The organism is Pseudomonas sp. 9.3L (genome assembly GCF_058536285.1).
This window is the reverse complement of sequence record NZ_JBZUBK010000001.1, coordinates 206194-227970: the sequence shown is the minus strand read 5'-3', so window position 1 is coordinate 227970 and position 21777 is coordinate 206194. Positions and strand designations below refer to the sequence as shown.

Annotated in this window: 16 protein-coding genes; 8 read left to right on the top strand and 8 right to left on the bottom strand. The window is 59.4% G+C overall.

Features of this window, described 5'->3' with window-relative positions:
* Positions 1-76: 76 nt before the first annotated feature.
* Entirely contained in the window at positions 77-1021 is a 945-nt protein-coding gene (gene epsC, locus AC4LE2_RS00995; protein WP_491823495.1) for a serine O-acetyltransferase EpsC, read from the bottom strand.
* A 211-nt stretch (positions 1022-1232) separates the two neighbouring features.
* Here epsC and AC4LE2_RS00990 point away from each other — a divergent pair, with 211 nt between their 5' ends.
* The 8 genes from AC4LE2_RS00990 (at position 1233) to AC4LE2_RS00955 (ending at position 12656) form a co-directional block, all read left to right on the top strand.
* Positions 1233-2231, top strand: a complete 999-nt coding sequence (locus AC4LE2_RS00990) for a D-cysteine desulfhydrase (RefSeq protein WP_491828017.1) — start codon at positions 1233-1235, stop codon at positions 2229-2231.
* A gap of 24 nt (positions 2232-2255) precedes the next feature.
* A complete protein-coding gene (tcyJ, locus tag AC4LE2_RS00985; RefSeq protein ID WP_491823494.1) occupies positions 2256-3044 on the top strand; it encodes a cystine ABC transporter substrate-binding protein in 789 nt (262 codons plus the stop codon).
* Positions 3041-3709, top strand: coding sequence for a cystine ABC transporter permease (tcyL, locus tag AC4LE2_RS00980; protein WP_491823493.1), 669 nt, complete (start codon positions 3041-3043; stop codon positions 3707-3709). The genes tcyJ and tcyL overlap by 4 nt, the downstream gene beginning before the upstream one ends.
* Before the next feature lie 3 nt (positions 3710-3712).
* Positions 3713-4456, top strand: a complete 744-nt coding sequence (tcyN, locus tag AC4LE2_RS00975) for an L-cystine ABC transporter ATP-binding protein TcyN (protein WP_491823492.1) — start codon at positions 3713-3715, stop codon at positions 4454-4456.
* A gap of 583 nt (positions 4457-5039) precedes the next feature.
* Positions 5040-8528, top strand: a complete 3489-nt coding sequence (locus AC4LE2_RS00970) for a T6SS effector BTH_I2691 family protein (protein WP_491823490.1) — start codon at positions 5040-5042, stop codon at positions 8526-8528.
* A 62-nt stretch (positions 8529-8590) separates the two neighbouring features.
* Positions 8591-9184, top strand: coding sequence for a hypothetical protein (locus AC4LE2_RS00965; protein WP_491823489.1), 594 nt, complete (start codon positions 8591-8593; stop codon positions 9182-9184).
* 21 nt (positions 9185-9205) lie between these two features.
* Positions 9206-10222: an IS30 family transposase gene (locus AC4LE2_RS00960; RefSeq protein WP_491823487.1), complete on the top strand. Its 1017-nt coding sequence runs from the start codon at positions 9206-9208 to the stop codon at positions 10220-10222.
* 622 nt (positions 10223-10844) lie between these two features.
* Positions 10845-12656: a methyl-accepting chemotaxis protein gene (locus tag AC4LE2_RS00955; RefSeq protein ID WP_491823485.1), complete on the top strand. Its 1812-nt coding sequence runs from the start codon at positions 10845-10847 to the stop codon at positions 12654-12656.
* Positions 12657-12769: 113 nt separating this feature from the next.
* Here AC4LE2_RS00955 and AC4LE2_RS00950 read toward each other — a convergent pair whose 3' ends face one another.
* The 7 genes from AC4LE2_RS00950 to cysT form a co-directional block, all read right to left on the bottom strand.
* Entirely contained in the window at positions 12770-15811 is a 3042-nt protein-coding gene (locus AC4LE2_RS00950) for an efflux RND transporter permease subunit (protein ID WP_491823484.1), read from the bottom strand.
* Entirely contained in the window at positions 15808-16872 is a 1065-nt protein-coding gene (locus tag AC4LE2_RS00945; protein ID WP_491823482.1) for an efflux RND transporter periplasmic adaptor subunit, read from the bottom strand. The genes AC4LE2_RS00950 and AC4LE2_RS00945 overlap by 4 nt, the downstream gene beginning before the upstream one ends.
* Positions 16869-17945, bottom strand: coding sequence for an efflux RND transporter periplasmic adaptor subunit (locus AC4LE2_RS00940; RefSeq protein ID WP_491823480.1), 1077 nt, complete (start codon positions 17943-17945; stop codon positions 16869-16871). The genes AC4LE2_RS00945 and AC4LE2_RS00940 overlap by 4 nt, the downstream gene beginning before the upstream one ends.
* A 214-nt stretch (positions 17946-18159) precedes the next feature.
* Positions 18160-18945: a MetQ/NlpA family ABC transporter substrate-binding protein gene (locus tag AC4LE2_RS00935; RefSeq protein ID WP_491823478.1), complete on the bottom strand. Its 786-nt coding sequence runs from the start codon at positions 18943-18945 to the stop codon at positions 18160-18162.
* A 130-nt stretch (positions 18946-19075) separates the two neighbouring features.
* On the bottom strand, positions 19076-20047 hold the full coding sequence (locus AC4LE2_RS00930) for a sulfate/molybdate ABC transporter ATP-binding protein (RefSeq protein ID WP_491823476.1): 972 nt from the start codon (positions 20045-20047) through the stop codon (positions 19076-19078).
* 3 nt (positions 20048-20050) lie between these two features.
* Positions 20051-20923: a sulfate ABC transporter permease subunit CysW gene (gene cysW / locus AC4LE2_RS00925; protein WP_491823475.1), complete on the bottom strand. Its 873-nt coding sequence runs from the start codon at positions 20921-20923 to the stop codon at positions 20051-20053.
* 9 nt (positions 20924-20932) lie between these two features.
* Positions 20933-21751, bottom strand: coding sequence for a sulfate ABC transporter permease subunit CysT (gene cysT, locus AC4LE2_RS00920; RefSeq protein ID WP_491823473.1), 819 nt, complete (start codon positions 21749-21751; stop codon positions 20933-20935).
* Positions 21752-21777 lie beyond the last annotated feature (26 nt).

Below are 21777 nucleotides of genomic sequence, written 5' to 3'. Positions count from 1 at the left end.
AACGTTTAAGTTGAACGATCGTTCAATTTAAACATGATTATCTAGAGAGGCCAAACTGGCAGTGCGCAGGCTGCCTTTACCGCGCGCTGCCTTCATCCTGCTGCAGGTTCGCCTGGGTCAGGTTACTGCCCGGTGGCACACTGCGCGTCAGCCATACGTTACCGCCGATGGTAGAGCCTTTGCCGATGGTGATACGGCCAAGGATCGTAGCCCCTGCGTAGATCACGACGTCATCTTCGACGATGGGGTGGCGCGGCAGGCCTTTTTGCAAGGTGCCGTCTTCGGCGGCAGGGAATCGTTTCGCGCCGAGGGTCACGGCCTGGTAAATACGCACCCGCTCACCAATAATCGCGGTTTCGCCAATCACCACGCCCGTGCCGTGGTCGATGAAGAAACTCGAGCCGATACGGGCGCCGGGGTGAATATCGATGCCGGTACTGGAATGCGCAAGTTCCGACGCGATGCGTGCCAGTAGCGGCAAGCCCGCCTGATACAAGTGGTGCGCCAGGCGGTGATGGATCACGGCGGTCACGCCGGGATAGCACAGCAGCACCTCATCAACGCTGCGGGCCGCCGGGTCGCCCTGGTAGGCCGCCAAGACATCGGAGTCCAGCATGCGGCGCAAGGCGGGTAACGCGCTGGCAAAGCCTTGGATCAGGCTAAGGGCCGTGGCGTCGAGCTGTTCAGTGTTGCAGGGGCCATGGCGACCGGCATAGCGCAATTCGAGCCTGGCTTGTGCGAGAAGCCCATTGAGTGCCGCGTCCAGGGTGTGGCCTACATAGAAGTCTTCGCTCTCTTCACGCAGGTCGACCGGCCCCAGGCGCATGGGAAACATTGCCCCACACAGTTGCTCGAGGATGTTGGCCATGGCCTCGCGCGACGGCAATTCGCGCCCGCCGTTAGACCCACAACTGCGGCCGTTCTGCCGCCGCCATTGCTCCCGGGCGCCGCGTAGATCGGCGACTATATCGTTGAGCTGCCAATGGCCGCTGACCCTGCCCCACCCTTGCCCACTCTCCATCACCGTACTGTCTCCTGTGTTAAGGACGTGCGCATGGCGCCTCTCCGGCGCCCACTCTACGGGAAATCCCTCTATTGAAAAAATAACCCTTTTCGCAGTCGAGCTTACCGTCAGGCATATGCACCTCAATGCAGACGACAAGGCGGTGAACGTATTGCTTGGGCGGTGTGCCATGCCTATGATCGCGGACTGGCCATTTACCGGACGCCCCATGATCAACGAGCAGCTTTCACGTTTTCCCCGTCTAGACCTGATGCCGGCCGCCACTCCGCTAGAAAAGCTCAACCGGCTCTCTTCCTGGTTGAACCGTAACATCTATATCAAGCGCGATGACCTCACGCCACTGGCGCTGGGCGGTAACAAGCTGCGCAAGCTCGAGTACCTGGCTGCCGATGCCTTGGCCAAAGGCGCGGATACCCTGGTGACCGCTGGAGCGATCCAGAGCAATCACGTACGCCAGACTGCCGCGCTGGCTGCACAGTTAGGGTTGTCCTGCTTTGCCCTGTTGGAAAACCCCACCGGCACCACGCACCCCGACTACCTAAGCAATGGCAACCGCCTGCTGCTGGAGCTGTTCGATGCACGGGTGGAGCTGGTAGAAAACCTGGATAACGCTCAAGCCTCGCTCGAAGCTCTGGCGGCGCGGCTGGAAACGGCCGGCAAACATCCCTATATCGTGCCTATTGGCGGCTCTAGCCCGGTGGGAACGCTTGGCTATGTGAGGGCCGGGTTGGAGCTGGCCGAGCAGATCGAAGCCAGCGGCGTGACCTTTGCCGCCGTGGTACTGGCCAGCGGGAGCGCCGGCACTCATGCAGGGTTGGCCCTGGCCTTGAGCGAGCGGCTGCCTACGCTACCGGTGATAGGTATTACGGTGTCGCGCGACGAAGACCAGCAGCGGCCGAAGGTACAAGCCTTGGCTGAAGCCACGGCCGAGTTGCTTGGCGTGCCGCTGCCCGACGCGTTCAAAGTGCGCCTGTGGGACGAATATTACGCGCCGCGTTATGGCGAACCGAACGCAGGCGGCCTGGCCGCTATCAAACTCCTGGCGGCCCAGGAAGGCATCCTGCTAGACCCGGTGTACACGGCCAAGGCCATGGCCGGATTACTCGATGGTGTAGGCCGTGAGCGTTTCGAAGACGGCCCGATTCTGTTTTTGCACACCGGAGGCGCACCTGCGCTGTTCGCCTATACCGATGCCTGGTCTGTGTGACCGGCTCTTAGAAAGGATCATTCCATGCGTTTGAATGCATTGCGTCACTTGGCCTTTACCGCCCTTGCCCTTACCGCTGCCTTTGCCGCCAACACCCAGGCCGGCGAGCAGCTCCAACAGATCAAAGACCGCGGCGTTATCAAGGTAGGCCTTGAAGGCACTTACCCGCCCTTCAGCTACGTGGACGACAAAGGCAAGCTGACCGGCTTCGAAGTGGAGCTGTCGCAAGCCTTGGCCAAGCAGATGGGTGTCAAAGCCGATATCCAGCCCACCAAGTGGGACGGGATCCTGGCTGCACTGGAATCCAAGCGCCTGGACGTGGTCGTAAACCAGGTCACCATTTCCGGTGAGCGCGAGCAGAAGTACGACTTCTCTGTGCCTTACACCATTTCGGGTATCCAGGCCCTTACCCGTAAGGCTGATGCGGCGACCATCAAAAATCCTGCAGACCTGGCAGATAAAAAAGTGGGCGTAGGCTTGGGTACCAACTACGAACAGTGGGTGAAAGCCAATGTGCCGAAAGCCGACGTGCGTACCTATGAAGATGACCCCACCAAATTCCAGGACCTGATGAACAACCGCATCGACGCCATCCTGGTAGACCGCCTCGCGGCCCTGGATACCATCAAGACAACCGGCGACCAGCTGGCAGTGGCTGGCGATGCCTTCTCGCGCCAGGAGTCCGGCATCGCCCTGCGCAAGGGTGAGCCCGAGCTGCTCAAGGCCATCGATGACGCCCTGGCTGCACTGCGCGCCGACGGCAGTCTGGCCGCGCTGTCGAAGAAGTGGTTTGGCGCTGACGTTACCCAATGAACCAAGACAGCCTGCGCATCGCCCTGGAATCGCTTCCTTTCCTGCTCCAGGGCGCCTGGTTCACTGTAGTACTCAGCCTGGGGGGCATGTTCTTCGGCTTACTGCTGGGGTTCGCCCTGGCGCTGATGAGGCTCTCGCGCCTGGCGCCGGTCCGGGGCATAGCCCGCGTTTACGTGTCCTTTTTCAGAGGCACGCCGCTGCTGGTGCAGTTGTTTCTGATCTATTACGGGCTCCCCTCCGTAGGGCTTGAACTGAGCCCGTTGGCCGCAGCCTTGATCGGCTTCTCGCTGAACATGGCGGCCTATGCGTGTGAAATCCTAAGGGCGGCTATTAGCTCCATCGACCGAGGGCAGTGGGAAGCCGCGGCCAGCATCGGCATGACCCGAGCGCAAACCTTGCGCCGGACCATCCTGCCTCAAGCGGCACGCACCGCTTTGCCGCCGCTGGGTAATAGCTTTATCTCGCTGGTCAAGGACACGGCCCTGGCTGCCACGATCCAGGTACCCGAGTTGTTCCGCCAGGCACAATTGGTCACAGCACGCACCTTCGAGATCTTTGCCATGTACCTGAGTGCTGCACTGATTTATTGGGTACTGGCCAGCATCCTTGCGTATTTCCAGAATCGTCTGGAACAGCGTGCCAACCGCCACGACCTGGAGCATTGAGCAATGATTGTGGTAGAGCACCTGACAAAACGATTCAACGATACGGTCGTGCTGGACAGCATCGACTTGACGGTGGCCGAGGGCGAGGTAGTCGCTATTATCGGCCCTAGTGGCTCAGGCAAAACCACTTTCCTGCGCTGTCTGAACCTGCTGGAAACGCCGTCTGCAGGGCGCATTCAAGTAGGTGCGGTACGCATTGACACCGACCAGCCCATCGCCCGGCAGCAGGCCGACGTACGCCAACTGCGCCAGCAGGTAGGGTTCGTGTTCCAGAACTTCAACCTCTTCCCCCACCGGACGGCCCTTGAAAACGTGATCGAAGGCCCCGTGGTGGTGAAGAAGATGCCCCTGGCCCAAGCCCAGGCGCTTGGGAGAGCGCTGTTGGCCAAGGTAGGCCTTACAGGTAAGGAAGACGCCTACCCTCGCCGGCTATCAGGCGGCCAGCAGCAACGTGTGGCCATTGCTCGCGCCCTGGCGATGCAGCCTCAGGTGATCCTGTTCGATGAGCCTACGTCTGCGCTCGACCCTGAGCTGGTGGGCGAGGTATTGGCCACCATTCGCGGCCTGGCCGAAGAAAAACGCACCATGGTAATCGTCACCCACGAAATGAGCTTTGCAAGGGATGTGGCCAACCGTGTGATTTTCTTCGATCAGGGCCACATCGTAGAGCAAGGCGACCCCAAGCTGATGTTCGCTTCGCCCCAGCAGGAACGTACTCGGCAGTTTTTGGGGAAATTTCTGGGGTAACGCGGATCAGCCTAATCGCGGCCCGTGCGGCTGGGTTCGACCCTGCTGAGGCAGGTCGCTTTTTCACGAACTAACGTGAAGCCAGCGCCTACTGGTTCGGGCTGCGATGCCTATGTCACCTGCCTCTTGATAAGCGCTGTGTTTCTTGTAGGAAACAACCGTAGCGGCATGCCATTCTGGCCAGGCAAATGCGCAATTTAACGTACTAGCGCATTCACACTTATTTATAAATTCGCACACCCCTAATAATTGCGCAAAAAATTACTTACCACTGCGCAAATTATTGCGCACTTTGAAAAGCGGTAATTTGGTCAACTTGCAGGAATCCAGGAAAACCCCCATTAAACTTAAGTCGCTTTAAAAGCTTTATTTAATTTAACGCACTAATTGTTTATTCTTTACCGTCTGCGGCATTAAGGCTGCTTGACTCACCTGACTCTACTGGCCAGAACTCCGATAGTGGCTTTATGGAATAGAGGAATATTGCTGCCACACGGTGGTAGCCATTCAACTGCGCGCTAAAGCACCGTTTAAGCACCTAGGCAAAGGCCTGCCTGTGCAACGAACTGACCAAGGAGGTCCAATGGACGACCCTGAATACCGCGCCCAACTGCACCGGGCCAGGCGCAACCAAGCCTTCAGCAACGCCCCCTTCGGCATGGGCCTGTGCCCACTTCAATCGGCGGAGGTGGCGATTTTCCCGGTGCGCTATGCTTTGGACGAAGCCCCCAGCCAGCCCGGCAGCCCACAGGGCCCGCACCCGCTGCCTAAAGGCTGGGCAAGCCACCTGCCAGCGCTGGTCACCCGCAGTTACACCCTGCGCCAACTGCGTGACGGCTGGCTGTACGTGTGGAACAGCACCGACGAGACTTTCCACGAATACGAGGTGACGGGCCACCAGTTCACCCGCCACGAATGGACCGACGCCCAGCTCAACCAGGACGTGCGCCACAACCCCGGCGAGCCCTTGCCCTACGTGCTGTACCCCCGCCGCAGCCAGCTGCGCATGGCCTACTCGCCGGTGCAGTGGACCTGGCGTCTGTGCGAGCGCTTTCGCCAGCACCCCGAGCAGGCGCACTGGACCAGACGCCTGAGCCTGCCCCAGTTCTGCACCGAGGCCAGCGTGCCGCACGGCGCGATGATTACCGAGCTGAGCCGGTGCGTGGCGGACATCTTCGCCTTCGGCGAAACACCACCCTTTTTCACCAGCACCCTGCTGCCTACAGGGCCCACCGCGCCGGATGGGCCGTTCAAGGCGGGGTTCGAGGAGTGCTGGGTTCGCGGCGGCGTACCCGACCAGGACACCGCCCTGTTCGTGGCCCTGGACGACCCCCTGGCCCTGATCGATGACCTGACCATGAGCCTGAGTGGCCGGGTGCAGGAGGTGCAGCAATTCCAGAACGAGCACCAGTACCGGATGCAGAGCGCCGCGGTGGTGGAGCGCTTGTGCGGCGGCGACACCGAGGCGCTCATCCCCGCCGAGCTTAAGGGCCGCACTCAGCAACAAGCCTACACCGACGACCTGTATGCGCTATTCCAGGCCTATGACGCGGTGCATGCACGCAACAGCCTGACCGAGCCCGGCGTACAGAGCCTGTCGCTCGCCGATGCAGGCTACCTGAAAGCCGCAGACGACGCGTTCATCGCCACATGGGGCCGCTTGCCCGACCGCCGCCTATGGCAAGAGCACCTGCAACGGTGGGACGCCCGGCGTACCTGGAGAGAGGACGTGCGCCTCGACGACGCGCGCCACTACCTTGACCGCAACAGCACCCTGATGGAGCGCCTGCATGCGCATTGTGAGCGCAGCAGGGAAGACCTCACCGCCTGGCTCCAGGCGCTGCCTCCTCACGCTGAGGCCGTGTTCCACGACCCCTGCAACGCCACCCAGGCCGCAGCGTTGATGGGCACGGCCCACGCCGTCTGCCAAACCCTCAGCGGCGTGACGGGTGGTCAACAGTGGCTGACCGACCAAGCCCGGCAGCCGACCACGCTGTTTGCCCTGGCGCGGTTCAACTTCACCCCCGAGCTTGCCGAGCTGCTCACTACCGTGGCGCATCGCTTTAGCACCACGGGCAGCCTGGACGGTAAAGGCCACGGCGATGGCAGCACCCCGGGCCTGGCCATCGGCAACCCAGGGGACGTAACCAACGTGGGCACGCGGGTAAATGAACTCAACGCCGTGTTCGACCTGGTGGTGCTGCGCGACAGCCCGCCCTATCAAGCCGCCAGCAAGGTCACCCAACGCAGCCTCAGCACCCTGCTGGAGGTGGCCAACGGCCTGGCGAAAACCGCCTGGCATGGGTTGGTCAGCCTCTATGTGGGTACCCTGACTGCCGAGACCGCACTGATACAGGCGGTCACCCACGCCCTGATCTCCAAGGAGCTGTCCAGCGGTACTCAGCTGATCTTCAATGGTAATTACGCAGGCGAATTCCAAGCGTGGCTGCTTGAGCTCAGGGGCCTGCAACACCAGGTCAACGACCTTAACGCGCTGCTGCAGCGGCCCGCCCCGGCCCACGACCACCACGCCGCGCGCATCCGGCTGTTCCGGTTGAACGAGCGCCTCAATACCCTTTTCCTGCAGCGCCCGCTTCAGGTCACCGCCAAGGTCACCGGTCACACTCAGGTGAATGCATCGATAACAGACCTCAACGGCTGGTTGAGCGACATGGGCCAGGCCGAAGCGCGCGCTCAGGTAAAGGGTGCGGACCGCGTCTCGCCCGCGCAACACCTCAAATACTGGTTCAACCTGGACTTGGGCACGGCACTGCCCTCCCTGGTCGTGGCGCTGAACCTGTGGAACCTCCACCACACCGCACAAAGTGCCGCCAACGACGGCAGATTTACTGCAGATGAGCTGCGCACGCTGGGCGCCAACAGCGCCTATGCCGCTAACGCCCTGGCTGCGTTATGGGTGGCGCCTGCGTGGAGTCGAGCGGGTGGGATGGTGATGGAATTCACTGGTGAAGCACTGAAGGTGACACAGGCGGGGTATACGAAGTGGCTGGGCCATGCCAATCGCCTGGCTGGGGCAGGAGATAATCTTAAAGCGGCCACCGCAAACGAATTTGCAGCGATTTCAAAAGGGTTGATCATACGCACCGCTACATGGGCTGCGCTGGGAGCGGTTGCGGCATGGTTGGAGGCTTGGCAGTTACGGACGGATATTGATAAGGCTAGTAGCGGCGTCGAAAATGGGCTGTTGTGGACTAAGTTTGGTGTAGTGGTAGCAATGGGGGCGGTGGCTTTTGGGCAGATGGGCGGAGCACTCCTCGGCGCCTGGTTCCCCTTCAGTTGGTTAATGTCCACACCGGTGGCAATCATCATCGCTGTCCTGGGCATTGCCTACCTTTGGATTACAAAAGAAGCCTACCGCTACAAGCGCGAAGGGCTGCGGCTATGGCTCTACCGGTGTGAGTGGGGCCGTGGCGCCATTGCCGAATGGCAGGGTAAATACGGCCATGCCAAGCAGATGCAGGCCCTGATGCACATCCTCAACCGCCCCAGCGTACTGGCCAAAACGCTGAGGCTGGCCTGGGAACATACCTACCCTACCTCCCAAGGCGTGTGGGTGCAGGTGCTGCTACCAAACAGGCTGGCCGGTAACACTGTCACGCTGAGGCCTGCCCTCGGCCGTCAGCATGTGTTGGTGCCGGACCAACTGGAAAACCAACGCTGGGAGGTGACCGAACAGTTCCTCCAGGGCCACTGGGTAGACCCCGACCTGCTCGGTAAGCTGCCTGACATTCCTGGGCCAACTACTCGGCAAACAGACTTCCCGTACAGCGAGAAACACGAGCACCGCCTCTGGCAGGTGTGGTTAGCGACCACCCTGCCCTCACCGGTTCTTGAGCTTGAAATCCTGTACCCCCTGGAAACCCACCAGGATGAACGCCGTTTGCGCTACCTATTCCGCCTGGAGTCTTTGACGGGCACTAAAGAAGCCGACCGCCTAAACACCGCCTTCAGCGCAGAGCCTGCGGATACGGGAGACATCATGCTATTGAACACAGGGTACCGAGAAAGGGTTAAAGCCCTGACGCTCAGCGTGCCGGTGCAGTCTAAATGAGTGTGCTTATGTTTAACTTCAGAAGACCCATCGTCCTCCCGCCTCGCCTTACCTGGAAGTACATGCGTGAGCCTGAGCTTCTTGCCTGGACGCTAAAGGCGAGAAATTACAGCACCTTTGTAGCCAATATAGGATTTTCAATAATAGCTGCAGTTTATTTCGTCATAGCGCTGATTCTTTATTCGGTGTACGAATCCATGGGGGAGCCGTGGCGAACGCTCTGCAGTTTGACCTTCTTTTCAATCTTTACCTTGATGGTATGGAGCGGGTTAGGCCAAACCACAAACATCGCCTACCGATTTACAAAAACAGGCTGGGAATACTGCGAATGGAAAGATACACCTAAATGGCATTTGACTCTGGTGAAATGGGCTACAGGGTTCATAGTTGTGGTCTCCCTGTATTTGGTCAGCATTGACCCAGGCTTTATGCTCGGCGCACTCATCGGCCCAGGTGGCATGGCGATAGTTTATCTGTCCATGGCCAATTCGCAGGAATATCAGCAGCTTCAGACCCAGTATAACCACCTTACCTATAAGTGGGGACAGGCCACGCAGCTAGCCATTGTTGTGAACAGAGAAGCGGTGAACATAAAGCATGGAGTTTGGTGCAAAAATATATTCTGGATAGCGGCAAAAACTGAGTGCAACACCTGACCTTTCCGGTACGGTATGCCTATGTCCTATCAAGAGCTCAACATCGAAGAACGCGTGACCATCCAAATAGGCACTCTTCAGGGCCTGAGCCTGAGGGCCATTGCCAGGATGCTCGACCGAAGCCCTTCGACCATCAGCCGCGAAGTGCGCCGCAACAGTCTGACCGCTCATCGCTATTCAGCCAGCCAAGCCCAGCAACACATGCGCTCTCGCCGCCAGGTCTGCCGCCCTGCGCTAAAGCTGGTCCCAGGCAGCGACCTGTTCGATCTTGTGGTCTATCTGTTGCGACAACGCTTTTCCCCACAGCAAATTGCAGGCAAGCTCAGGTCCATGGAATTTCCTAACTTTGAAGACACCTTCGTCTGTCGCGAGACCATCTACAACGCCATCTATGCGCTGCCAGTGGGCGAGCTTCGCAAGGAACTGATCATCTGCCTTCGCCAAGGCAACACCACCAGGCGCCCACGGTCTGGCGGTGTTGACCGGCGCGGTCAAATCCCTGATCTGGTCAGCATTCACGTACGACCGCCAGAGGTAGAGGATCGGCAAATGCCGGGCCATTGGGAAGGCGATCTCATAAAGGGCAAGGCCAATGCATCGGCTGTCGGGACCCTGGTGGAGCGAAGTACAGGCTATCTGATGCTGGTCAGGATGAACGATGCGACGGCCACCTCGGCTGTTGAGGGCTTTAGTGCGGCATTGAATCGTATGCCACTGGCGGCGCGTAAAACGCTGACGTATGACAGGGGTCGTGAAATGGCGCGGCACGCTGAAATCACCCAGCGCACTGGCGTGGCGATCTACTTCTGCGACCCGCACAGCCCTTGGCAGCGGGGCAGCAACGAAAACATTAACGGATTGATCCGCCAGTATTTGCCTAAGGGAGCCGATCTGTCAGGTGTAAGTCAGGAGCAACTGGATGCCATTGCGTACCAGTTGAACATCCGTCCGCGTCAGCGATTTGATTACAAATGCCCCATTGAAATGATGACGGCTATGATGGCTAAGCATCACCAGCCCCCCTCCTTAACTCAATAGCTGTGTTGCACTCAGCCTTGGCAACCGCCCTGCAAACAGGGTGAAAAGGAAGCAGTTGCACACTTCATTCGCTCTCACCTCTCTCCAGACGTTCCCTTCGTCAGGGCAAGAGTCAATAACATAATGTTCATCCAGGAAGGCGAGCCCATCTAACAAAAAGCCGAAGCGGGATTAGCTCAACCTGTTAATAGCTCAGGCTTGCCAACGGCAGAAGATCAAACCTTTCGTCATCGGCGTAGCCGGGATGCGGTTGGGCTCTTGATAACCACGCGGGGAGATGCATCGCTACCAAGCCATTAGCTTCCGCCCCAAGGCGCTCCTGCAAGTACCCTTGACATAGAGCCTTCCAAAAGCCTTCCTACTAAAAGTCTACAAGCCGACGGGGGGCGTTAAAGTTTATTGAGCGCCCGCCGCTATCCTCCTACACCGTGTATTTCCTGTTCTTCACCTACAGCCCTTCTGGAAACTGCACTCAGCCAGATAAATAAGGACGATAATCATGAGTATGGTGCCACGCTTTTTTGTAGACCTTTCCATAAGTAAAAAGCTAGCGGCTGGCTTTGGAATTCTGCTTCTGCTAACGGTTGTAACTACCGGGATTGGTCTCAAAAGTACCAACCTCATGATAAAAAGCGCTGATGACTTATACAGCGTAAGCCAAATCGAATCTGCGTTACTTGAAGCGCAAATCATCCGCGAGCAGTTCATCGCTCAGGGTGACAGAGCAGACGCCGAGCGGCTTCAGGGCATGATAACCGGGCTCAATCAGCAGATTGTGAAAGGGCTCGAGACGCTGCCTCAACGGCAGCATGACGAACTCATTAACATACAAACCGCCGGTCAGCGCTATGAAACGGCGCTCACCGCCTTGGTCACTGCGCAAGCCAATCGCGATCAGGCACGCGCCGGCCTGGTCGCCTCTGGCAATAACGCATTCAAAGCCTTCGACACGCTTCAGCAGCAGCTCTACCAAGAGGCTTACAACACGCTGGATACTCAGCAACTTCAATTGATTGAGCGGGTGAGTAAAACGTATCAGCAGTTACTGCATATTCGGTATTTGGTGCGCGGATATATCTTCGAACAGAATGACAAATCCCTGAGTGCTGCGTCTCAGGCATTGGACGGCGTGGTCGCTGACCTCCAAAAACTCATCGCGGACACCCCCACAGACCAACGCCAGCCTCTTGTTGCAGCGGATCAATTCCTGGGGCAATACAAAGCGGCATTCGTGTCCTTCACTAAAGGCATCCAGGCCAGCCAGGCAGCGGCCACGGCCATGTCTGAGCAAGGCCTGTTGATGAAGGAGGCCAGCCACCGAATTCAGCAGAGCCAGGTTGCCATCCGGAACCATGACGAACACAGCGCCAAGGCGCAGATGCTCAGCGGCCTGATTGTAGCGCTGGTGCTAGCGGTGCTTGCGGCCTGGCTGATTACCCGGCAAATCGTTGCGCCTTTGACCGCAGTGGTAAGGGCATCGAACAGGATCGCCAACGGTGACCTCAGCGAAGACATCGTGACCGACCGTGCAGACGAACTGGGGCAGCTTCAAAGCAGCACCCAGGCCATGGTCAAAAGCCTGCGCGGGTTGATCAGCCACATCGGCTCGGGCGCTTTGCAAATCAATGAGGTGTCGAGGCAGCTGTTACAGATTACCGACACGGCAAACGTCGGTATTGCCCAGCAGCGCACCGAAACCGATCAAGTGGCGACCGCCATGAATGAAATGACGGCCACCGTGCAAGAGGTGGCCGCCAATGCCGCGCAAGCGTCGAATGCCGCCGAAGCGGCTGACCAGCAGGCGCAAGAGGGTGATCGCAAGGTAAACCAAGCCATCACTGAGATGGATCGCCTGTCTGCCCAGATGATTCTCTCGTCAGAGGCGGTTCAGCAGTTGCAACACGAGAGTGATCAGATTGGTAGCGTGCTGGATGTCATCAAGTCGGTGGCTGAGCAAACCAATTTACTGGCCTTGAACGCTGCCATTGAAGCCGCTCGCGCGGGTGAAGCGGGGCGAGGTTTTGCCGTGGTTGCCGACGAAGTGCGCGGCTTGGCGCAGCGTACGCAGCAGTCCACCACTGAAATCGAAACCCTGATTACCAAGCTCAAGGACGGCGTGAACAAGGTGACAGCCTTGACTAAGAACAGCCGGGACCTCACCGCCAATACCCTGGTGCTGGGTAACGATGCCGGTGCTGCGTTGAAACACATCACCACATCGGTCTCCAGCATCCAGCAGATGAACCTTCAGATCGCAACGGCGGCGGAACAGCAGAGCTCAGTGGCCGAGGAGATCAACCGCAGCGTATTGAACGTGCGCGATATCGCCGAGCAGACCGCGCAGGCCAGCAGCCAAACGGCGCACTCGAGTGCCGGCATGGCGACGCTGAGTGACCGTCTGCAGGAGCAGATCGCGCGGTTCCGCTTGAGCTGAGCATTGGCTGACCTAAATCATTCGGCAACTGGCGTTACCTCCTACACGGGGTAGGAGGTAACGCCAGTTGCCGAAGCGTTGCAGGCGATGTACGCCCGGGCCGCCGTAACCGGTTATTCCTTGATCCGATACCAGGCCACATACAGCGCCGGCAGGAACAACAGCGTGAGCAGGGTGGCGCTGATGATGCCGCCGATCATGGCATAGGCCATGGGGCCCCAGAACACTTCACGGGCGATGGGGATCATACCCAGGCTGGCGGCAGCGGCGGTGAGCAAGATCGGCCGGCGACGGTGCTGGGTGGCTTCTACCACGGCGTCCCACGGCTTATACCCCTCTCGCTCGAAGCTATCGATCTGGGTCACCAGGATCACCGAGTTGCGGATGATGATACCGATCAGCGCCAGTACCCCTAGGATCGCCACGAAGCCCAAGGGCGTACCAGTGGGCACCAAGGCCACGACCACGCCGATCAAGCCAAGGGGCGCCACGCTGGCCACCAGGAACATCTTCTGCACGCTGTGCAGCTGGATCATCAGGAAGGTGGCCATCAAGAACAACATCAATGGCACCACCTGTGCGATAGGGCCTTGGGCCTTGCCGCTTTCTTCGACCGTACCGCCCGTGGCTACGTTGTAGCCCGCTGGCAACTGTGCGGAGAATTTATCGATCTCCGGCTTGAGCTGCGCCACCAGGTCGGTGGGCTGAACGCTATCGCGCACGGCGGCCTTGAGCGTGACCGTGGGCATCCGGTCACGGCGCCACACCAGCGGCTGCTCAAGCTCGTAGCGCACGGTGGCGAACGACAACAACGGAATCGAGACGCCACTCGGGGTAACGATTTGCAGGTTTTGCAGGGTATCCGGTGAGTTTCGCTCGGCGTCCTCCGCGCGCCCTACTACGTTCACCAGGTAGATATCGTCGTTGATCTGGGTGATAGGGGCACCGCTGACAATGGTGTTCATAAGCTTGGCAACGTCTTCGGACGACAACCCCAACTGGCGGGCACGGTCCTGAGCAATATCGATGCGCAACACCTTGCCCGGCTCGTTCCAGTCAAAAATCATGTCGCCCACGTGCGAATTCTTATCCAGCAACGTGGCTAGGTCGATGGCGTGCTGGCGGACCTCGTCCAAGTCCTTCCCGCTCACACGGTACTGCAGCGGCCGCCCGACCGGCGGGCCCATTTCCAATGGCTGCACGTAGGTGCCAATGCCAACGAAATCTTGCCGTAGCCGTTCACGCAGTCGCTGCGCCAAGCCTTCGCGCTCTTCCAGGCCTTTGCTGACTATCACCAACTGCGCGTAATAGGGGTTTTGCAGCTGTTGGTCCAGCGGCAGGTAGAAACGAATAGCGCCTTCACCGATGTAGGTGCTCCAGCGCACGATGTCGGGATCGTCCTTGATGATCGCCTCGAGTTTGTTCACCTCCCGCTCGGTTTCGTGAATCGAAGCGTTTTGTGGCAGGTTCAGATCTACCAATAGCTCAGGCCGGTCAGAAGAGGGGAAGAACTGGTTCTGCACGAAGCGCATGCAGAACAGTGCCAACGCAAACAGCAGCAAGGTGCCGATGATCGTCAGCCAACGGTGCCGCATGCAGCCGACTAGCGCGTTATTGAACGCACGGCCTACTCGACCTGGCTCGTCCGAGTGCTTACCTGCGACTTTCTCGCTGAGGATGTGCACACCGATGACCGGCGCGAAGAATACCGCCACGACCCAGGACACCAACATCGCGACGGCAATCACGGCGAACAGGGTAAAGGTGTACTCGCCGGCAGAGCTGGCGTTCAGGCCAATGGGGGTAAAACCTGCCACCGTGACCAAGGTGCCGGTGAGCATGGGAAAGGCGGTAGAGGTGTAGGCGAAGGTTGCGGCCTTTTTTCGGTCATCGCCTTGCTCCAACCGAGTGACCATCATCTCCACCGTGATCATGGCGTCATCCACCAACAGCCCCAAGGCGATGATCAACGCGCCCAATGAGATCCGCTGCATGGTGATCCCGCTGTACTCCATGAATACAAACACCATGGCCAGCACCAGCGGAATGGAACAGGCCACGACCAACCCCGCACGGATACCCAGGCTGACGAAGCTCACCACCATCACAATGATGACGGCTTCGAACAGCGCGCTGGTAAAGCCGCCCACAGCCTTCTCCACCACGGCAGCCTGGTCAGACACGGTGTGCACGCCCACGCCCACCGGCAACTCGGCAGTCAGTTCAGTCATGCGCGCATGCAGTGCCTTGCCAAAGGCCTGGATGTTGCCGCCATCGCGCATGGCAACCGCCAGGCCAACGGCAGGTTGGCCGTTGAAGCGGAACATGGGCGCGGGGGGCTCTACGTAACCCCGCGTGATCTCTGCGACGTCGACAAGCCGGTAAAAGCGATCATTGACCCTGAGGTTGATCTCGCGCAGGTCGGCCTCAGACTTGAACTGGCCGGTGGTGCGGACCGAGATACGTTCAGGGCCTGCTTCGATCACGCCTGCCGGTGTGACCGCGTTTTGTGCTTGTAGCGCTTGCACCACCTGGCGCTGATCCAGGCCTAGCGCCGCCAGCTTACGGGTAGAGAAGTTGAGGTAAATCACCTCTTCCTGCTCCCCGATCATTTCAACCTTGCCCAAGTTCTCGACCTGGCGGATGCCGGCGCGTACCTGCTCTACGTAGTCGCGCAACTGGCGCATGCTCAGGCCATCAGCGGTGAACGCATAGATCGAGCCGTAGACGTCGCCGAACTCATCGTTGAAGGCCGGCCCTTGCAACCCCTGGGGGAAATCGCCTCGAATGTCGTCGATCTTCTTACGCACCTCGTACCAGATGTGCGGAATCGCCTCGGCTTGGGTGGTATCGCGCAGGTACACGAACACCGTGGACTCACCTGGGCGCGTGTAGCTTTTGGTGTAGTCCAGCGAATCGAGCTCTTCGAGCTTCTTCTCAATGCGATCAGTGACCTGCTTGAGGGTCTCATCCTGAGTGGCGCCGGGCCACCGGGTTTGAATCACCATGGTCTTGATGGTGAAGGCTGGATCCTCCTCACGGCCCAGCTTCATGTAAGACAGCACCCCCATGAGCAGGGCCACGAACATCAGGTACCACACGAACGACTGGTGTCGCAGCGCCCAGTCCGAGAGGTTGAACTTACTGCCGCTCATTGGCCCTTCCCTTGGTCAAGTTTGATCTGCTGCCCCGGCTTGAGGCTGTTCAGCCCGGCAATCACCACCCGCTCGCCAGGGCGCACACCCGTGTCGATGATGGCGGTCTCGCTATTGCGCTCCATAACGGTCACCGGACGGGGCGAAACGGTGTGAGCCTGTTCGTCGATCACCCATACCTGGAAATGCCCACGGGTGTTTTGGAGCGCTTGCACCGGTATCTCCCCACGCAGTGCCACCTGACGGCTGGCGGTTACACTGATCGCGGTCCCGAGCCTGAGTTCGGGGGGCGTGGTCTCCAGGCTTAAACGCACTTGTCGGGTCCGCGTGGTGCTGTTGGCTTGAGGCTCAATCTCGCGCAGGGTAGCGCGCGTGCCTACGCTGGGGGCCAACTGCGCCTGAACGTAAAACGTCACATCGGGGGGCAGTTGCTCCGCCAGGGACGAAGGCAGGTCAATCACCGCCTCTTTTACATCCGGCCGTGCCAGGGTTACCACCTCTTGCCCGGCCGTGACCACTTGCCCTGCCTCGGCACTCAGGCCCGTCACCACCGCGTCATGGTCGGCGCGCAGCTCGCTGTAACCTACCTGGTCGCGCGCCTGGTTAGCGGCGGCCCTGGCCTGCTCCAGTGACGCCTTGGAGGTTTTCAGGTCTGCGGTGGCGCGATCCAACAGCGCGGTGGAACCGACGCCCCGGTCATACAACTCTTGCTGACGCCGGCTGTTGGCCTGGGCGTTGATCCACTGGGCTTCGACGCGGCTCAGGTCGCCCTGCCGCGTACGCAGTTGATTCTGTTGGTCGGTGGGGTCGAGTACGGCTAATAAATCGCCCCGCTTGACCTCGCTGCCTACGTCTACCAAACGCTGGGCAATACGCCCGCCTACCCTAAAGCCCAGGGTGCTCTGGTAACGTGGCGCGATATTACCGGCAAAACGGCCAAGCGCTTGTTGCTCCACGGCAGTGACCGCAGCAGACAAGACGGGACGTATGGGCTCTGGGGGCGGCGGATCATCCGAACAACCGGCCAGCAACAATAAAGGGAGCGCGTGCCAGAACTTCATTGCGCGGCCTCCTCGGCAACGTCCACCTGCATATCAGGATGCAGTAACTGCCCACCGGCGATGACCACTCGGTCGCCATCCGCCAGGCCGTCGGTGACGATGACCTTACCGGTGAGGTAGCGGCCCACTGTCACTTTGTGCAGGCTCACGGTATCGCCTTTGAGCAGCCACACCGCGGAGTCATGAATATCTTTGGTAAGGGCAGACCAGGGCAGCTCCACGGCAGGCTTGGCAGGTGCTTCGAGTAGGCCAGTGACGACTGACCCCAGGCGGATGCGAGCGGGCAGCGCCTCTAGCGCAACCTTCACTTGCAGGGTGCCGGTTTGCGCCGACACCGTTGGCGTGACCTCACGCACCTTGCCCTGCACGGTCACGCTGGGGTCTTCCAGCAAACGTACGGTAATCGAGGCGCCCCCCGTAGGCTGCACGAATGCCCCTTCAAACACATTGAACACCGCATCCCGCTCACCGTCGCGTGCCAGGCTGAACATAGGCTGTGTGGCTTGTACCACCTGCCCTACTTCAGCCTGGCGAGCAGTGATAACGCCTGCTGCTTCAGTAGTTAGGTCGGTATAGCCCAGTTGCTCTCGTGCGTTGGCCAATTGTGCTTGAGCAGCCGACAGCGCGCTTTGGCTACTGCGCAGGGCTGCCTGGGCGGAGTCGTATTCGCTTTGGCTGGTATAGCCCTTGGGTAGTAATTTGGCCTGACGGTCGAATGCCGCGCTGGCCTGCTTCACCCGAGCCTGTTCAGCGCCTACCGCAGCAGTGGCGGAGTCTACGTTGATGCGCAGGTCCTTTGGATCGAGCCGTGCCAGCACCTGGCGTGCGGCTACACGGTCGCCTACATCCACGTTGCGCTGGATGACCTTACCGCCTACGCGAAAGGACAGTTGCGTCTGCACGCGGGCCTGAACGTCGCCGGTCACCTCAACCTTTGGTATAAACGCCGCGGCCTGCACATTCTGCACCTTGACCCGCGGCCGCTCTGGCTGCGAAGCCGGTTCTTCACCACAGCCATACAGCACTACTGACAGCAGCCCACAGGCTACTGCCTTTCCCCATGCACGCGTCATGCACACTCCCTTTGCACGGATTATTCGATGATCCGACTGTAACCGATTGTAAAGGGTCAATTGTGGGGAAGTAGCGTATTTAAGCGCGGAGAAGGCGTTACAGCGGGCAATGAAAAGGAGGGCATGGAGCGCTGGCTTGCGTGCGCCTGTTTAAACGCACACAAGCCCGGGTAATGCTCAGCTAAGTAGCCGTAGGGCGGCCAGCCGACGCGGATCAGAACGCAGGCAATACCGCGCCGTTGTACTTCTTCTCGATAAAGGCTTTCACTTCAGGCGAGGTCAGCGCCTTGGCCAGCTTTTGGATGGCGTCGCTGTCTTTGTTGTCCGGGCGGGCAACCAGGAAGTTCACATATGGAGAGTCTTTATCTTCGATCACCAAGGCGTCCTTGGCAGGGTTCAGCCCAGCCTCCAAGGCATAGTTGGTGTTGATCATGTCCAGGTCCACCTCGTTCAGCACGCGGGGCAACATGGCCGACTCAAGCTCCTTGAACTTCAGGTGCTTCGGGTTGCTGTCGATGTCCTTGGGGGTCGCCAGGGCATTTTTCGGGTCTTTCAAGGTGAGCACGCCAGCCTTCTGTAATAGCAGCAGGGCGCGGCCGCTGTTGCTGCCTTCGTTCGGAATGGCCACGGTGGCGCCGTCTTTTAACTCGGAGAGGTTCTTGATTTTCTTCGAGTAGCCGCCGAAGGGCTCAACGTGAACGCCGATTACGGTCACCAGGTGGGTGCCTTTACCTTCGTTGAAGCTGTTCAGGTAGGGTTCGGTCTGGAAGTAGTTGGCGTCCAGGCGCTTTTCGTTTACCTGCACGTTTGGCTGCACGTAGTCGGTAAACACTTTGACTTCGAGGTCCACGCCTTCCTTAGCTAGAGCGGGCTTCACCAGCTCAAGAATCTCGGCGTGAGGAATAGGCGTAGCGGCTACCACGAGTTTTTCCCCCGCGTGAGTGAAACCTGCTACCGAGAGCGCGGCAGCAAATGCCGAGAACAAAAACGCCTTTTTCATGAATGACCCTTATTTATTAATGGGTAGTTATTAATGTGCCAGCAGAGGGCAGGAACAATACTCAATTCCCTTATGCCGTTGAAATATCTTTTTCACAGTTGCCTATGAATTTTTCTCAGCTTGCAGCCCATCAGACGCCCTTGGGCCTGAAGAACAAGGTATCGCCCCGGCTCAGCCCGGTCAGGCTGTCGTGGTCCTTGACCACTTCCGCTTCGATCAACTCGTCCTGACCTTCTACCTTCAAGGTGATGCGGGTAGTGGCGCCCAACGGCCGTATGTCCCGCACTCGGCCCGCATGGTGTGCCTCCACCTCGGCACGCGCGAGGGACACTTCGTGCGGGCGGAACTGCACGGGTTGGTCGCCCCCCAGATGCAAGCGGTTGGAATCCCCCAGAAAGTGGTACACAAAGTCGCTGGCCGGCTGCTCATACACTTCACTTGGAGAGCCAATCTGCTCGATCACGCCCTTGTTCATCACCACGATGCGGTCCGCCACTTCCATGGCCTCTTCCTGGTCGTGGGTCACGAATACGGAGGTGAGGTTAATGTCCTCGTGCAGGCGAGCCAGCCATCGGCGTAGCTCCTTGCGCACCTTGGCGTCCAAGGCCCCAAAGGGTTCGTCGAGCAGCAGCACCTTGGGCTCGACCGCCAAGGCACGAGCCAGGGCGATACGTTGGCGTTGGCCGCCGGACAACTGTTCGGGGTAGCGATCAGAGAGCCAGTCCAGTTGAACCATGCTCAACAACTCGTGGACCTTCTCAGCGATTCTTGTCTCGCTGGGCCGCTGGGCCTTGGGTTTCATCCGTAAGCCAAACGCCACGTTGTCGAACACGCTCATGTGGCGAAACAAGGCATAGTGCTGGAACACGAAGCCCACGTTGCGATCCCGCACATCGTGGCCGGACACGTCCTCGCCATGAAAGACGATAGTGCCCTGGTCGGGCGTTTCCAGGCCGGCAATGATCCGCAAAAGCGTGGTTTTGCCACAACCGGACGGGCCGAGCAGCGCCACCAATTCACCGCTGCGGATATCCAGGTCAATGCTGTTCAACGCTTGGAACTGGTTGAAACGCTTGCTGACGTTACGCACTTCGATCGACATGAGTTATTCCTCCGCAGCGCTATGGCGCAGGCGGTCAAGACGGCTTTCGCTCCACTGCTTGAGCAGCAGAATGAACAGGGCGAGGGCGAGCAACAGGCTGGCCACACTGAAGGCAGCCACGTGGTTGTATTCGTTGTAGAGAATTTCTACGTGCAGCGGCAGGGTATTGGTTACGCCTCGGATATGGCCGGACACCACCGACACTGCGCCAAACTCCCCCATGGCGCGGGCGGTGCAGAGCACTACACCGTAAGTGAGGCCCCACTTGATATTAGGCAGGGTGACGTGCCAGAACATCTGCCAGCCATTGGCCCCCAGCAAGCGCGCAGCCTCCTCTTCCTGGGTGCCCTGCTCCTGCATGAGTGGAATCAGCTCGCGCGCCACGAACGGAACCGTGACGAAGATGGTGGCCAACACGATGCCCGGCAGCGCGAAAACGATTTGCACATCGTGGTCGGACAGCCACGGGCCGAACACACCGCGTGCGCCAAACATCAACACATACACCAGGCCGGCAATCACTGGAGATACCGAGAAGGGCAAGTCGATAAGGGTAATCAGCAGGCTTTTGCCGCGAAACTCATACTTGCTCGCACACCAGGCCGCGCTCACCCCGAATACCAGGTTGAGGGGCACTGAAATAGCCACGGCCAATACAGTGAGCTTGAGGGCACTGAGCGCATCGGGCTCCAGAATCGCTTCGAAGAAGGTAGCCACCCCGCCTTTGAGCGCTTGCGACACCACGATGAACAGCGGCAGCACCAGAAATAACACGAAGATGACCCAGGCCGAGGTGATCAAGGCCCTTCGGGCAACGGGGCTGCCACGGCGGGCAGCATTGGCGGCACGCGCCGTCGAAACGGTCGAACTAGACATGCGGCCTCCTTATGGGGTTTCGATACGGCGCTGAAGCAGATTGATCAGCAGCAACAGAATGAAAGACACCACCAGCATCAACACCCCGATGGCCGTTGCGCCGGTGTAATCGTACTGATCCAGCTTCACCATAATCAGCAACGGCAGGATTTCGGTCTTCATGGGCATGTTGCCGGCAATGAAGATCACCGAGCCGTACTCACCTACCCCGCGGGCAAACGCCAGGGCAAAGCCGGTGAGCCAGGCCGGTAGCAGCGCTGGCGCAAGGATATGCCTGAACACCTGCCAGGGCCGAGCCCCAAGGCAAGCGGCAGCCTCCTCTACTTCACGGGGAATATCAGCCAATACCGGTTGTACGGTGCGCACCACGAACGGCAGGGTAACAAAGGTCAGCGCCAGGGTGATGCCCAAAGGGGTATAGGCAACCTTGAACCCCAGGCTGGTTGCAAATTGGCCGACCAGCCCTGCCGGCGCATAGAGTGCCGTCAGGGCAATGCCCGCCACGGCCGTGGGCAGTGCGAAAGGCAGGTCAATCATGGCGTCGATGATGCGCCGGCCGGGGAAGGTGTAACGCACCAGCACCCACGCCAGCAGGGTGCCAATCACGCCATTGAGCACCGCAGCGCACAAGGCGGTGCCAAAGCTCAGTTTCAGGGCTGCAAGCACTCTGGGTGCCGTGGCCACGGCCCATAGCTGGTCCAGGCTGAGTTGGGCAGCGTTCACGAACATGGCGGCAAGGGGTATCAGCACAATCAGGCTGAGGTACACCAAGGTATAGCCTAGCGTCAGCCCGAAGCCGGGTATGACGGGAGAGATACGGCGCGACATAAGGGTCCTTGTTTGAACGAACCAGA